We start from the raw sequence: 12,689 nt of genomic DNA on the forward strand, positions 1-12,689 counted from the left end.
GATGCCGGGGTGCGCAGCGATCTCGTCTGCAGTCGAGGACTACGCAATCAACGGACTGAAGCTCACCGCAGAGCAACTCACCGTGCTCCGCGAGCGGTTCACATCCCGATCGAGCTTCATCAGCGCGACATGATCGGGGCCCTGACAGGACAGGCATCGTCGCCCTCGTCCCGGTTCTTCTGACGATTGTCGACTCGGGTGACCACGACGACGGCGAGGATGCCCACCGCCAAGCCGAGCGCAGTGAACGGGGTGAAGGATTCTCCGAACATCAACGCGCCCCAGACCGCGGTGACGGGGGCGATCAAGAACATCAAGGTGTTGACGGACGTGATGCCGATGCGACGCAGCAATAACCAGTACAGGCCGTAACCGCCGAAGGTGGACAACACGATCAACCAGAGCAATGCGATCCAGAATGTGTTGACACTCGGCGGTGCGGCAGCACCCGAGGCGATCGCCAGAGTTGTGAAAACTATTGCGCTGGTTGAGCAGTGGATGGCCAAGGCCTGCAGTGGTGGCATGGACGTGGGAGCCCGTTGCTCGACGAAGGTGGATGCAACCAGGCTCACCATCCCCAGGAACGGAATCGCGTAGGCCCACCACGGCGCCGATGTACCAGCTCCGGCGTCGGCTGCCGTGACCATTGCGACGCCGCCCAGTCCGATCACCAACCCGACCCACTGCATCCGCGGGACTGCGACGCCGAGGACCGGACCGAGCAGCGCGGCTGCCACCAGCGGCTGAATACCGTCGATCAGCGCAGTTGTTCCAGTGTTCACGCCGAGATCGACTGCCCAGTACACAGACAACAGGTAACCGCTCTGGGAGAGCATCCCGATCACTACCTGCCTGCCGAGCGCTCGCGGTGTCGGCATCGTGTTCCGGCGCCGCGCGGAGAGCCAGACAATCGGGACGAGCACCACCGCAAGCGGGAGAAAACGCCACATCAGCAGCGTGAGGACCTCGGCACTACCGGCGCCGAGTTTGGCTCCGATGAATCCCGAACTCCAGCACGCGACGAACAGGACCGACAAGGTAGCCGTCACGGCAGATCTCGAGGTCACGATCCGAGGTATACCGATCTGTTTACTCATGAATTCGACTATACAGATCGGTATACTTTTGTCCATGGCAGAGGAATCCGTACCCGAATTAACTCCGAAAGCACGTCGCATCCTGGAGTCGGCGTCGAAGTTGTTCTACGAAAAGGGAATTCACGCCGTCGGTGTGGATACCGTCGCACTGGACGCCGGGGTCACGAAGAAGACTTTGTACGAGCGGTTCGGCTCGAAGGACGGTCTCGTCGTGGAATACCTGAAGGATCGAGATCGGCGGTGGCGAATCATTCGCGACAAGAAGCTGGCATCAGCCGGAGACAGTCGCGCCGAACGGTTAAGTGCGGTGTTCGATGCTTCCGCCTCCTGGTCCAAGGCGAGCGGAGGCAAAGGGTGCAGCATGATCAACGCGCACGCCGAGTTCAGCGATCGCTCACATCAGGTGTTCGCTGTCATCGCCGAACAAAAGCGGGAGATGTTGGACCTTTTTCGGCGCATTCTGGCGACGGAAGGGCAGGCCGACGAACGTCTCGCCGAGGCAATCATGCTGCTTCACGAAGGCGCCCTCGTCGCAGACGGGATCGGTATAGGCCCCAACCCCTTCGGTGTCGGCCGGGACGCAGCCCTCGAATTGCTGAAGAACTCCGCGTGATTCGCGGAGTTGCGTCAACAATTTCACTGCCCACCCGCTTCGCCCCCACCGTCGGAGCCGCTATCTCAAGATACTTTCCACCAGCTCGTCCCGAGACAGATCACCCACGGACCGGTGCGAGACCGCCACACGCATCCATTCCTGATACAGGTAGTCCGCGTTAGCCTCAACCCACGACATTCCCGGGAGCTGACGTTGAACAAAGGCCATAGGACATAGGCTCTTCAGCTACTTGCACAAGTTCGCTGGTAGCGCTTGATCTCGCCAGATTACGCGAACGGTAAAACTATAGAACACTAGCGTCAATTCAAGCATTAAGCAATTGACCAAAATTCGGGGGGCAGAACTACCTTTAAGCCTAACATTATTTCCACCAGCGGCGCTATTTCATATTTTCTCACCAAAGCGAAGCAGTTAAAATAACCTACCTTAAAACGTTTCTCACCCATCTGCAGAAAATAGATGGATACAACTGGGCAACGAGTCCATCCCGCGGAAATTCTAAGATGACGGCAAATCCAAGGCCCGATGAAAAGCTGGGTGTATATGAAAATAGAACATCCCCTGCAACCTTTCGTCACGCTTGCAGTAATTGGATTCGTCATAGCTGTACACAACAGATGAATCAGGGGAAACTTGGGCGCCAATAAATCCGACACGGAAGAGTATCCTTATAAGCGCACCATAATTTTTCGCGAAGGTTCTTTCACCCGGAGCATAAAGCAGTTCGGTAGCCGAATTGAACCAATTTGGCATACTCGGATTGCTAGACAGGACATCGCCAACTACCAATCCCAACTTTTCTTCGAAATCATCTTTGGTGAATTTTGTCGCAGCATTGCTAAATGCAGTGAGCACAATAGCGAAGTTCGGATATGTCGTCGACCACTCATCCGTCAGTGCCCTCAGTCTGCCGTCCGAGTAAGATGCTTCCGCTGTTACGATATCACCCCAGTCAATTCGACTCTTACCTGCACCTACGACCAAGCATTCATTTGCGAAACGAATCGCATCCCTAGGACGAAGTAGCGTTCTGTCCAAAATATAATCCACACCGCTTACGTTCTGATAATTTTCAATCGGCATAAGGTCGGAAAAACTATCAACATCTACACCGTACTTCTTCATCGCTAGATTCGTTCGACTGTCGAGGACAACTTCAAGATTTGCACGAGACCACCTGATCGTGTGCTGCAAAGAGTCATACTTCTCTACTTGCCAATCACGAGTGGATTGTTCTATTTCATGAAGTAAATTTGTCCTCAACGCTACAACGACCTTCAAAAATTGGACACTTTTCAAGTCCCTGATTGCAGTGAACAGTGCGCGAATCATGTCATGAACTAGCGGCTCATCTATCCAGTTCAAATCCAGATCGTCGATAACGACATAGATTCTCTCATTGTGGGTATCAAGAATATCCGACTGCAAGACATTTATCATCTTCCTCAACTGGGCATGCTGATCGGTATTGATAATACGCTTGAAACGTGCATTCCTTTCTCCGGACTCTTCCGTCTCAAGCATGCTCTCCTCCCCAGCCTTAGCCTGAATTCCAACTTGACCGAACGAAAAAGATCCACCGGCTTCGACCTGCACTGTTTCACTCAGCCTGTTAGTATAGTGAATGATTCGCTCATCTGTTTCTTCCCAAAACTTATCTTCGTAAGTTTCAAGGTACTCCAGCGCTTTGATTTTGGATCTATCCCTAGATAGCTTTTCCTTTAGCGAATCCAGGAAGCGGCGCATTGCAGATTGATCTTCAATTCGATACCTTTTTCGAATAACCTCCACCACTAATACATGTTTCCATAGAGTAGTCCAAAACAAGTTAAGATCAATATCCAAATTTCGCAAAAAGTGAAATACCTGTTGATCTAGAATATAAGTCAAGGCAAGATCTTGCGGATTCAAGTGAATCACCCGGTCAGGCTCAGCCATAGCCAATCGAGTTAGTATCGCAGACTTTCCCGAGCCCGTTCGCCCCACCACTATGCACTCGACCTCGTCAAAGGATGCGATCAAGTCATAATCGCCTGTTTCTACGAAGGCCGGGTCGAGTAGTGGATCATGCTCTGCCTGATCTTTTCCCAGGCTGATGCGCTGCTGGATCATGTATTCTCCCTCCCAGGAGTTGGACGTCACTGAATTCTACTGCCTACTTCCCCTTCACATAGACGTATTACTTAAACTGCGTTTTAAAATTTCCTGAAGGGTATTCAACCCTGAAGCGCAATCCGATCGTTGTTGAGCATAGGAATGCGTTGCTCAGGCCCTCTGCCCGAATCACGTCGGCTTCTGTACCAGCGTTCCTGGTTGCAAATTGATCGCGACTGGTTGGCGATTGTCTGGACGAACAGAATCGCACAATCGATTCCCGGCTGTTTCGGTTCACGCAATCGGTATTACCGTATAGGAAGACAGCCCCTTCAAGCTCGTATTTCCCGGAGCAACCCTTCTCCGCTGCAGGGCACGATCGCGTGCACACGACAAGTCCGGTACGCGGAAACCGAGGGCCATCACTACCCCACCCGCTTCGCCCCCACCATGCGCCTCGCTATCTCCAAATACCTCTCCACCAACTCGTCCGGAGACAACTCACCGTCCGGTCGATACCACACCGCCACGGCGACGCACATCGTCACCACGGCGCGGCTGACATCTTCGGGATGGTCGGCCTCGAACACTCCCGAAGCGACGCCGTCGAGGACGATCCGGTCCACCTGCTTCTGCTGTTCGTCGCGCTGCGCGATGTAACTCGCCCGACTGTCGGGCTCCATGCTGCGGATCTCCGAGGAGGCAACGAACGACTGCTCGCGTCGAAACATGTGGAACCGCAACAGAGATTCGATCACCGCGTCGAAGCGATCAGAGGGATCGTCCCCGGCATCGAGTTCGGCGGCGCGGCTTCGCTCCAACAACTCCGTCATCACAACGGTCGCCAGACCGATCAACAGAGCCTGCTTGGACGGGTAGTGGTGGTAGAGCCCCGGCACCGACAGCCCGGACCGCGACGCGACGTCACGGATCGAAGTCCCGTGATAGCCCTGCTCGACGAACGCCTCCAGCGCCGCAGCGAGCGGTTTCGGTAGTCCCAGGTCTTCGTAATCGCGCCAGGACCCGCGTACCGGAAGCTCGTTCGTCATACCGATACCGTAGATCGCTCTTGCGCCGCCGCCGAACCCGTCGGAGCCATTGGTTAGAGTCGGTGTTCACCGAAAGACAGGGACCAGTCATGATCCATGTTCGCCACACCGCGGTTGCTGCCGTGCCGGTTGATGTCGCCTTCGACTACATCGACAACTACCGCAACGTCCCGACATGGATGTTCGGTGTTTCCGAGTTCACCCCGTTCGGAGAGTTCGATCAGGGGCTCGGCGCCACGTTCGACGCGGCCATGCAGATCGGGCCAAGCACGTTGCGCTCCAAGCTCGAGGTGACCGAGTGGGAGAAGAACCGGATCATCAAGCTGTCTTCGCTCGGCGGTGTATCCAACTCGTCCACGTGGGAGTTCGCCGCGATCGACGATTCCAAAACCGAGCTTTCCGTGGACTTCGCCTACAAGCTCCCCGGCGGCATTGCCGGCAAAGCTCTCGGCCGCTTGATCGGGCCGTTCGTCGAAAACGCTGTCAGGAACAGCGAGGAGACGTTGCGCCACAGCCTCGAGCAGCAGTTCGCGGCCCGCGGCGAAGGCTGAAACTACCCGCGGTCGCCTTCGAGGCCCAGAGCGTTGGCCCACACCTGAGTAGCCGTCTTGACGACGTCCTCGAACGGGACGGGGTTGCCGTCGGCGCCAGGTTCCTCGGAGACGAATGAACTGTAGGCAAGACGGCTCACCATCGCCGACAGCGCTCGGGAAGCCAGCAGCGGGTCCAACGAGCCGTCTGCCTTGCCAGCTGCTTGCAAGCGTTCGATGGCTCGGGCATTACGAGAAATGAAGGTCTCGGCTCGGTCCCGACGCAGTTTCGCGAAGGCCGGATCGATGTGCGATACCTGCTCGAGCAGACCCATCAGTTTGGCGTTGCGGCGAAAAGCCGTCAGGTAGGCACGGTTGCTCGATTCGAGGACCGCATACGGATTGTCGACCTCGCGGACCCGCCCCATGCCGGGGTGCAGCATGTCTTCCTGCGCAACGTCGAGAACTGCGGCGAAGATCTGCTCTTTGTTGTCGAAGTAGGTGTAGAACGTGCCGGTGGAGCAGTTCGCTTCCTTGGTGATGTCCGTGAGACGGGCGTCGAGATACCCTGCGCGCTCGAACACCGTTCGAGCCGCTGCGACCAGAGAAGCCCTGGTCCGGACGCCGCGGGCAGTCACCGGCAGGTCACGCAGAAGCTCCGTCGCAGCCATGGATGGTGGCGGACGGTCTTCCCAGTTCTCCTGAGGTTCGGCGCGAGAGGTCACCAGCTACTTATACGGCAAAGCCGGCGACATCTCGGCATCGGCGTCAGGTGATGGTGATTCCTCCGTCGACGGCGATGGTCTGACCGGTGACGTATCCGCCTGCCTCGGACGCGAGCCACACCATGGTGGCCGCGAGCTCTTCCGGATCGCCCATGCGGCCGAGGATCAGGCGCGGAGCCATCGCGTCCAAGTAGCCGTCGTTGTATTGGTCTGTCATTTCCGACTTGAAGAAGCCGGGCGCGATCGCGTTGACGCGAATGCCCTTGCGCGTTCCCCACTGCTGTGCGAGGTCACGGGTCAACCCGACGACGCCTGCCTTGCTCGCCGCATAGGCGGCCTGTGGGAGTCCGGCGGTCGTCAATCCGAGAATGCTCGAGATGTTGACGATGGAGCTGCCCGGGAGCATGACGCGGCCGCAGGCCTGCGCTGCCCAGTAGGACCCATTGAGGTTGATGTCGATGACGGCGCGGAACTGGTCCGGGGTCTCACGGGTTGCCGGAACAGCGGTTCCGACGCCGGCGTTGTTGACCAGTACGTCCACGCGGCCGAACTTCTCCATCGCGGCGTCGACCATGTTCTGAGCCTGTGCCGGATCGACGATGTCGGTGGCCACGCACAACGCTTCGCGGCCTGCGTCACGCACGAGCTTGGCCGTGTCTTCGAGCTTGTCGACGCGGCGAGCAGCGAGGACGACGTCCGCACCCGCCTCTGCTGCGGCTTTCGCAAACGCCACCCCGAGGCCCGACGACGCACCGGTCACGATGACCACTCGATCGGTCAGAGAGAACTTGTCGAGAACAGACATGCGCGGTGATGCTCCTGTGTCGTCGGGTTCGGGAAGTGACGTATGGACTGCAGTGACGTATCGACTGCAGTGACATATGGACTGCAGTTGCGAAATTACAGGCCGAGATCGCGGCCGATGAGTTCCTTCATGATCTCGTTGGATCCCGCCCAGATCTTGGTGACGCGGGCGTCCATCCACGCGCGAGCGGCGCGGTACTCGGTCATGAAGCCGTAGCCGCCGTGTAACTGAACACAGTGATCGAGGACCTCGTTCTGCACCTGCGCGGTCCACCACTTCGCCTTGGCGGCGTCGATGGCGGTCAGCTCGCCGGCAGCGTGTGCTGCGACGCAGTTGTCGACGTAGGCCTGGGTGACCTCGATGCGGGTCACGAGGTCCGCGAGAAGGAATTTGTTCCACTGCAGCGAGCCGATCGGCTGACCGAAAGCCTTGCGGTCCTTGGCGTATTGCAGCGTCTCTTCGAGGATCGGAGCAGCGTGCGCGATGTTGGACACCGCAGCGCCGACGCGCTCCTGCGGCAGCATTTCCATCATGTGGATAAAGCCGCGGTCGATCTCACCGATGATGTTGGTGGACGGCACGCGAACATTCTCGAAGAACAGTTCGGCGGTATCGGACTCGTGCTGGCCGACCTTGTCGAGCTTGCGTCCGCGCTCGAAACCTTCCATGCCGGTTTCGACGGCAAAGAGCGTGATGCCCTTGGACTTCTTCTCGGGACTGGTCCGCGCCGCCACGATCACGAGATCAGCGTTGTAGCCGTTGGTGATGAAGGTCTTGGAGCCGTTGATGATCCAGTCGTCGCCGTCCTTGACCGCAGTGGTCTTGAGCGAGGCGAGGTCGGATCCGCCGGAAGGCTCGGTCATGCCGATGGCCGTCAGCATCTCACCGGTGCAGAACTTGGGCAGCCAACGCTGCTTCTGCTCTTCGGTGGTGAGCTGAACGAGGTAGGGAGCAACGACGTCGGCATGGATGCCGAAGCTCGAGGCAACAGCTGCACTGGCACGCGAGAGTTCTTCGGCCAGAACAGCGTTGAAGCGGTAGTCGCCGGCTTCGCTTCCGCCGTACGCCTCTGGAACCTCGAGTCCGAGGAAGCCGTTGCGTCCCGCTTCGAGCCAGATTTCACGATCGATGAAGCGCTGGTCGATCAGCTTCTCTGCGACCGGAAGGATGTTCCGGTTGACGAATTCGCGGGCAGATTCGCGAAATGCCTCGTGATCGGGTCCGTACAGAGTGCGACGCATGACGAGTTGCTTCCTTTCGGCGTGGCAATGCCACACGTAACGATGTTCCTAAGCATCCGCTTAGAATCTAAGCATCTGCTTATAGTGAATCGAGAGCGGGATATTGTCAACATCGAAATCCGTCACACCTGGAGGAAACCGTGAGCGATTCACCTGACGTGGTGATCAGCCCCTCCAAAGCTGCGGCCCGTATCCGCGCGGCGGCCGTGGACGCTTTTGCCTCCGCGGGCTACGGCGGCACCACCACGCGTGACATCGCCGCGCGACTCGACATGAGTCCCGCCGCCATGTACCCGCACTACCGCTCGAAAGAAGAGCTGCTTTTCGCGATCAGCTTCGAAGGTCACACCGAAGCGTTGAAGGTGGTCGAGAGCGCCGACAGACCGGGTGAAGAGCCGTCCGTTCGCCTCCAGGAACTGGTCAGTACCTTCGCCAGTTGGCAGGCCGCGCACCACTCACTCGCTCGCGTCGTCCAATACGAACTCACTGCACTCACACCAGAGCACTACCGAACCGTCGTCGCGCTTCGCCGCAGCACGACGCGGGTGGTCCGGGAGGTTGTCGACGCCGGCGTCCAGTCGGGCGACTTCACAATCCCCGATGCCGAAGGCGTCACCCTCGCCTTAATGTCCCTGTGCGTCGACGTGTGCCGCTGGTTCCCGGCCGGCAATTACACGAATCCGGAAGACATTGGAAAACTGTACGGAGACCTGGCATTGAGGATGGTGGGCGCCGCCTGAATCAGGTGACACCGACCGCAGAAAGGACTCGGCCAGTGGCCAACCGCACCTATCTCTACTCGACCCCTGTTGCTCCGCATGAGAATCCGGCTGCCACTCGCACCCGTGGACTCAGGGGAGTCTCGGAGTGGTCGTACGCGATACCGCTGGTCCCCCGGATCCTTGTGTCCGTGAATCCGCTCGCCCGCCAGTCGATCATCTGGGACGACACCCCCGACCTGATCGCGGTCACCGCGCCCTGTGGTCCTGGGATCGCCCGGCTCGAAGACTTCCTCGGCCGCATCGATCACCCCGAACTCGGCACGATGGCCGGCGATGCGCTGCGTTTCCTGCGCAGCCACACCGAGCCCGACCACTACTTCGTCCTCGAGTGCGGCGAAATCTTCGACATGGACGACGAACCGTTCGCCGAACAGAGCACGGCCCTGATGGCCGGTCTGGCGAACATCGATGCGGAGATGGAGGCAGCTTTGGCCACGCTCGCACCCGCCAAGCCGCGCTTCTGGGAGCGACTGTTCACGCCGACTCAGGAGAGCGTCGAGGAACCGCTACGCGAACTCGGCCTCGGTTACTGGTCCGAGACCCTGTACTTCGATCTCGACCTCTCGCGATAGGCGAACCGGCGCAGCCATCGGTTTCAGACCAGTTGGTCCGCAAACAGGTACCCTCGGATTTCGTGCCCGACAACTCCACCGATCTGCCAACCACTGCGTCCACTGTCCTCGGCGGTTGGGGTCGCACAGCCCGAACGACCTCGCACGTCGTTTCGACCCCTGATGTAGAGGGGATCGCGAAGGCCGTCGCCCGCGTCGCAGACGACAATGCAGACAAGCCGTTGCACCTCCGACGCGGAGTCATCGCCCGCGGTCTGGGTCGGTCTTACGGAGACAACGCGCAGAACACCGGCGGCTTGGTAATCGACATGACTGCCTTCCGTCGAATTCACAAGATCGATGTAGAGACCCGACTGGTGGAGATGGACGCCGGAGTGTCCCTCGATCAGCTGATGCGGGCGGCACTACCGTTCGGCCTCTGGGTCCCGGTGCTCCCCGGAACACGCCAGGTAACCATCGGCGGAGCGATCGCCTGCGATATCCACGGCAAGAACCACCACACCGAAGGCAGCTTCGGAAATCATGTCCGCTCGATGGATCTGCTCACTGCTGACGGCAGTATCCGAACACTGGAGCCGCAAGGCCCGACATCCGAGCTCTTCTGGGCTACCGTCGGCGGAATCGGACTGACCGGGATCATCCTTCGCGTCACCCTCGAGATGACGCCGACCGAAACGGCGTATTTCGTCAACGACGGCGCTCTGACCGCGAGCCTGGATGAAACCGTCGCTTTTCACAGCGACGGCAGCGAAGCCGACTACACATATTCGAGCGCCTGGTTCGACGCGGTCAGTGCGCCGCCGAAGCTCGGCCGGGCCTCGATCACGCGTGGTTCGTTGGCGACCGTCGACCAGCTTCCACTGAAGTTGCAGAAGAATCCGTTGAAGTTCGATGCGCCACAACTGTTCACGACGCCGGACGTGTTCCCCAACGGCTTGATGAACAAGCTTTCGGCCTCTGCGATCGGCGAGTTCTACTACCGCACCGGCGGCAACTACGTCGGGAAGGTCCAAAATCTGACGCAGTTCTACCATCCGCTCGACCTCATCGGTGAGTGGAACCGTGCCTACGGGTCCAAGGGATTCCTGCAATACCAGTTCGTGGTACCCGTCGCCGCGGTGGACGAATTCAAGAGCATCATCCGCGATATCCAGCATTCGGGACACTACTCAGCGCTCAACGTCTTCAAACTTTTCGGCGAAGGAAACGCAGCGCCACTGAGCTTTCCGATGTCCGGGTGGAACGTGGCCTTCGACTTCCCGATCAAGCCCGGACTGGGTGAGTTCGTCGCTTCGCTCGATAAACGGGTACTCGAATTCGGCGGTCGCCTCTATACCGCGAAGGACTCTCGGACTACCGCAGCAAGCTTCCACTCGATGTATCCGCGAATCGACGAGTGGATCCAGATGCGCAGAAACATCGATCCCACAGGTGTTTTTGTGTCCGACATGGCCCGAAGGCTCGAATTGATCTGAGGCGGCGCTCAGTTGGAAACCTCAGCCAACCGACGCTCCAGGTAGGCCCGCTCCGGATCGGTACCAACCAGTTTCAGGGCTTGCCGGTACGCAGCTGCTGCCGCGTCGGTGCGCCCCAACCTTGCGAGCAGTTCGGCGCGCGCCAGGTGATACGGGTGGTAGTCGGCAAGTTTGGGCTCGGCGGACAGCTCTTCCAACGCTGCCAGCCCGACCTCCTCGCCGTCGCGCATCGCCAATGCAACTGCCCGATTGAGGGCCACGACCGGCGAAGGAGACAACGTGAGGAGCACTCCGTAGAGCGCGCAGATCTGTGGCCAGTCGGTGCTCTCCACATCGGCGGCCTCGTCGTGCAATGCGGCGATAGCCGCCTGGACCCCGTACGGCCCCGGCGCTCCCCCGGTCAATGCGACCACGACGAGGTCGCTGCCTTCCTCGATCATCGGCGTATCCCAGCACCCGCGATCCTGATCTTCGAGGAGCACGATCGCGCCACCGGCATCGGTACGGGCATCCCGGCGCGCATGGACGAGAAGCATCAACGCGAGCAACCCGGCGATCTCGCGCTCATCGGGAAGCAAAGCGCGCAAGATCCTCGCCAGTCTGATCGCCTCTACTGCTAAGTCGACGCGTTGCAGATCTGGACCCGAACTGGCGGCGTACCCCTCGGTGAACACCGAATAGATCACCTGCAGAACACCGGGCAGGCGCTCCGGAAGTTCTTCGGCGCTAGGAGTTCGGAAGGGAATCCGGGCCTGACGGATCTTCTTCTTCGCACGCACGATCCGCTGCGCCATGGTCGCCGAAGGCACGAGGAAGGCCCGAGCAACTTCGGGCGTCGTCAACCCGCCGAGGCAACGCAAGGTGAGCGCAATTCGGTCGTCCTCGGCCAGCGCTGGGTGCGAGCAGGTGAAGAACAGCTGCAACCGCTCGTCGGGAAGTTCCCCCTCGGCGGCGGGCGGCGCCGGGTCGGCACGATCGGCGTCCACCTGCATCACCGCCAATCGCGCCGCATAGGCCTGATCACGACGAAGCCTGTCGACGGCTTTGCGACGCGCCGTGGTCAGCAGCCAGGCGCCGGGTTTGGCTGGCACTCCGTCCACGGGCCAGTGCACCAACGCGGCCTCGACGGCTTCGGAGGTGACCTCCTCGGCCAGATCCAGGTCACCGAAACGGCGGACGAGCGAGGCCAAGAGTCGTCCACGTTCCTCCCGGAACACTGACTCGATGGAGTTCTCGGCCTGCTCGTCCACGGCGAATCAGTCCCCGAACCCGGCCAGCGGACGCACCTCGACGCTGCCACCGTCGCGCGCGCCGGGGCACCGCGCGGCCCACGCGAGCGCTGCGTCCAGATCAGGAACGTCGATGACGTCGTAGCCGCCGAGGATCTCACGGGTTTCAGCGAAGGGTCCGTCGGTGACGGTCTTTTCTCCGGACTGCGAGACCCGAACCGTCGTCGTAGTCGTCAGGTCGGCGAGGGCATCGCCGGACACCCAGATGCCGGCATCCTTCATTTCCTTGTCGTATTGCTGCCAGTCCTCGAACGTGCACTGGGGTTCGGTGTCTCCGCCGGGTGCGGTGTAGATGAGCAACATGTACTTCATGACTGACTCCTTGGTCTGTTGTTTCTCTTCCGGCTTTCTTGCCTTACAACATGACGACGAACGGTTCTCCCCGGAATCGACAGGCGACTCGAAAAACTCTCG

At 59.5% G+C, this 12,689-nt stretch carries 14 protein-coding genes; 6 read left to right on the forward strand and 8 right to left on the reverse strand.

The features are described 5' to 3' along the window. The first annotated feature begins 1 nt into the window (after window position 1). Window positions 2-133, forward strand: a complete 132-nt coding sequence (locus R4P65_RS06230; RefSeq protein WP_317825838.1) for a hypothetical protein — start codon at window positions 2-4, stop codon at window positions 131-133. Here R4P65_RS06230 and R4P65_RS06235 read toward each other — a convergent pair. After that, on the reverse strand, window positions 120-1,097 hold the full coding sequence (locus R4P65_RS06235) for a DMT family transporter (RefSeq protein ID WP_411742516.1): 978 nt from the start codon (window positions 1,095-1,097) through the stop codon (window positions 120-122). The genes R4P65_RS06230 and R4P65_RS06235 overlap by 14 nt on opposite strands. Window positions 1,098-1,131: 34 nt before the next feature. Between R4P65_RS06235 and R4P65_RS06240 the strand changes: the two genes are divergently transcribed. Next, window positions 1,132-1,710, forward strand: a complete 579-nt coding sequence (locus R4P65_RS06240) for a TetR/AcrR family transcriptional regulator (protein WP_317825840.1) — start codon at window positions 1,132-1,134, stop codon at window positions 1,708-1,710. A 501-nt stretch (window positions 1,711-2,211) separates the two neighbouring features. On the opposite strand, the gene R4P65_RS06245 is transcribed toward R4P65_RS06240, so the two are convergent. Beyond that, window positions 2,212-3,825 (reverse strand): P-loop ATPase, Sll1717 family, encoded by a 1,614-nt coding sequence (locus R4P65_RS06245; RefSeq protein ID WP_317825841.1) that lies wholly within the window; start codon window positions 3,823-3,825, stop codon window positions 2,212-2,214. A gap of 407 nt (window positions 3,826-4,232) precedes the next feature. Continuing rightward, window positions 4,233-4,856, reverse strand: a complete 624-nt coding sequence (locus tag R4P65_RS06250) for a TetR/AcrR family transcriptional regulator (RefSeq protein WP_317825842.1) — start codon at window positions 4,854-4,856, stop codon at window positions 4,233-4,235. A gap of 89 nt (window positions 4,857-4,945) precedes the next feature. On the opposite strand from R4P65_RS06250, the gene R4P65_RS06255 reads away from it, so the two are divergent. Next, window positions 4,946-5,407, forward strand: a complete 462-nt coding sequence (locus tag R4P65_RS06255; RefSeq protein WP_317825843.1) for an SRPBCC family protein — start codon at window positions 4,946-4,948, stop codon at window positions 5,405-5,407. A gap of 2 nt (window positions 5,408-5,409) precedes the next feature. Here the strand turns inward: R4P65_RS06255 and R4P65_RS06260 are convergent, their stop codons facing one another. From R4P65_RS06260 to R4P65_RS06270, 3 genes are all read right to left on the reverse strand, one after another. Further along, a complete protein-coding gene (locus tag R4P65_RS06260) occupies window positions 5,410-6,057 on the reverse strand; it encodes a TetR/AcrR family transcriptional regulator (RefSeq protein ID WP_230815469.1) in 648 nt (215 codons plus the stop codon). 97 nt (window positions 6,058-6,154) lie between these two features. Beyond that, on the reverse strand, window positions 6,155-6,916 hold the full coding sequence (locus tag R4P65_RS06265) for an SDR family NAD(P)-dependent oxidoreductase (RefSeq protein ID WP_003939707.1): 762 nt from the start codon (window positions 6,914-6,916) through the stop codon (window positions 6,155-6,157). A gap of 95 nt (window positions 6,917-7,011) precedes the next feature. Further along, window positions 7,012-8,157, reverse strand: a complete 1,146-nt coding sequence (locus R4P65_RS06270; protein ID WP_007730036.1) for an acyl-CoA dehydrogenase family protein — start codon at window positions 8,155-8,157, stop codon at window positions 7,012-7,014. 140 nt (window positions 8,158-8,297) lie between these two features. Here R4P65_RS06270 and R4P65_RS06275 point away from each other — a divergent pair, with 140 nt between their 5' ends. From R4P65_RS06275 to R4P65_RS06285, 3 genes are all read left to right on the forward strand, one after another. Continuing rightward, window positions 8,298-8,897: a TetR/AcrR family transcriptional regulator gene (locus R4P65_RS06275; protein ID WP_317825844.1), complete on the forward strand. Its 600-nt coding sequence runs from the start codon at window positions 8,298-8,300 to the stop codon at window positions 8,895-8,897. A 35-nt stretch (window positions 8,898-8,932) separates the two neighbouring features. Next, complete coding sequence (locus R4P65_RS06280; RefSeq protein ID WP_317825845.1) at window positions 8,933-9,511, forward strand: hypothetical protein; 579 nt, start codon at window positions 8,933-8,935, stop codon at window positions 9,509-9,511. Window positions 9,512-9,573: 62 nt separating this feature from the next. After that, on the forward strand, window positions 9,574-10,986 hold the full coding sequence (locus tag R4P65_RS06285) for an FAD-binding oxidoreductase (RefSeq protein ID WP_317825846.1): 1,413 nt from the start codon (window positions 9,574-9,576) through the stop codon (window positions 10,984-10,986). Window positions 10,987-10,994: 8 nt separating this feature from the next. Here the strand turns inward: R4P65_RS06285 and R4P65_RS06290 are convergent, their stop codons facing one another. After that, a complete protein-coding gene (locus tag R4P65_RS06290; protein ID WP_317825847.1) occupies window positions 10,995-12,236 on the reverse strand; it encodes an RNA polymerase sigma factor in 1,242 nt (413 codons plus the stop codon). Window positions 12,237-12,242: 6 nt separating this feature from the next. Then, window positions 12,243-12,587: a YciI family protein gene (locus R4P65_RS06295; RefSeq protein ID WP_007730031.1), complete on the reverse strand. Its 345-nt coding sequence runs from the start codon at window positions 12,585-12,587 to the stop codon at window positions 12,243-12,245. Window positions 12,588-12,689 lie beyond the last annotated feature (102 nt).

This window comes from Rhodococcus sp. IEGM 1318 (assembly GCF_033142465.1).
GTDB lineage: Bacteria > Actinomycetota > Actinomycetes > Mycobacteriales > Mycobacteriaceae > Rhodococcus_F > Rhodococcus_F qingshengii_B.

What these genes read in the sequence shown, in the direction of transcription:
- R4P65_RS06230 (WP_317825838.1), top strand. Translation starts at nt 2, where the DNA reads ATGCCGGGGTGCGCAGCGATCTCGTCTGCAGTCGAGGACTACGCAATC.
- R4P65_RS06235 (WP_411742516.1), bottom strand. Translation starts at nt 1,097, where the DNA reads ATGAGTAAACAGATCGGTATACCTCGGATCGTGACCTCGAGATCTGCC.
- R4P65_RS06240 (WP_317825840.1), top strand. Translation starts at nt 1,132, where the DNA reads ATGGCAGAGGAATCCGTACCCGAATTAACTCCGAAAGCACGTCGCATC.
- R4P65_RS06245 (WP_317825841.1), bottom strand. Translation starts at nt 3,825, where the DNA reads ATGATCCAGCAGCGCATCAGCCTGGGAAAAGATCAGGCAGAGCATGAT.
- R4P65_RS06250 (WP_317825842.1), bottom strand. Translation starts at nt 4,856, where the DNA reads ATGACGAACGAGCTTCCGGTACGCGGGTCCTGGCGCGATTACGAAGAC.
- R4P65_RS06255 (WP_317825843.1), top strand. Translation starts at nt 4,946, where the DNA reads ATGATCCATGTTCGCCACACCGCGGTTGCTGCCGTGCCGGTTGATGTC.
- R4P65_RS06260 (WP_230815469.1), bottom strand. Translation starts at nt 6,057, where the DNA reads ATGGCTGCGACGGAGCTTCTGCGTGACCTGCCGGTGACTGCCCGCGGC.
- R4P65_RS06265 (WP_003939707.1), bottom strand. Translation starts at nt 6,916, where the DNA reads ATGTCTGTTCTCGACAAGTTCTCTCTGACCGATCGAGTGGTCATCGTG.
- R4P65_RS06270 (WP_007730036.1), bottom strand. Translation starts at nt 8,157, where the DNA reads ATGCGTCGCACTCTGTACGGACCCGATCACGAGGCATTTCGCGAATCT.
- R4P65_RS06295 (WP_007730031.1), bottom strand. Translation starts at nt 12,587, where the DNA reads ATGAAGTACATGTTGCTCATCTACACCGCACCCGGCGGAGACACCGAA.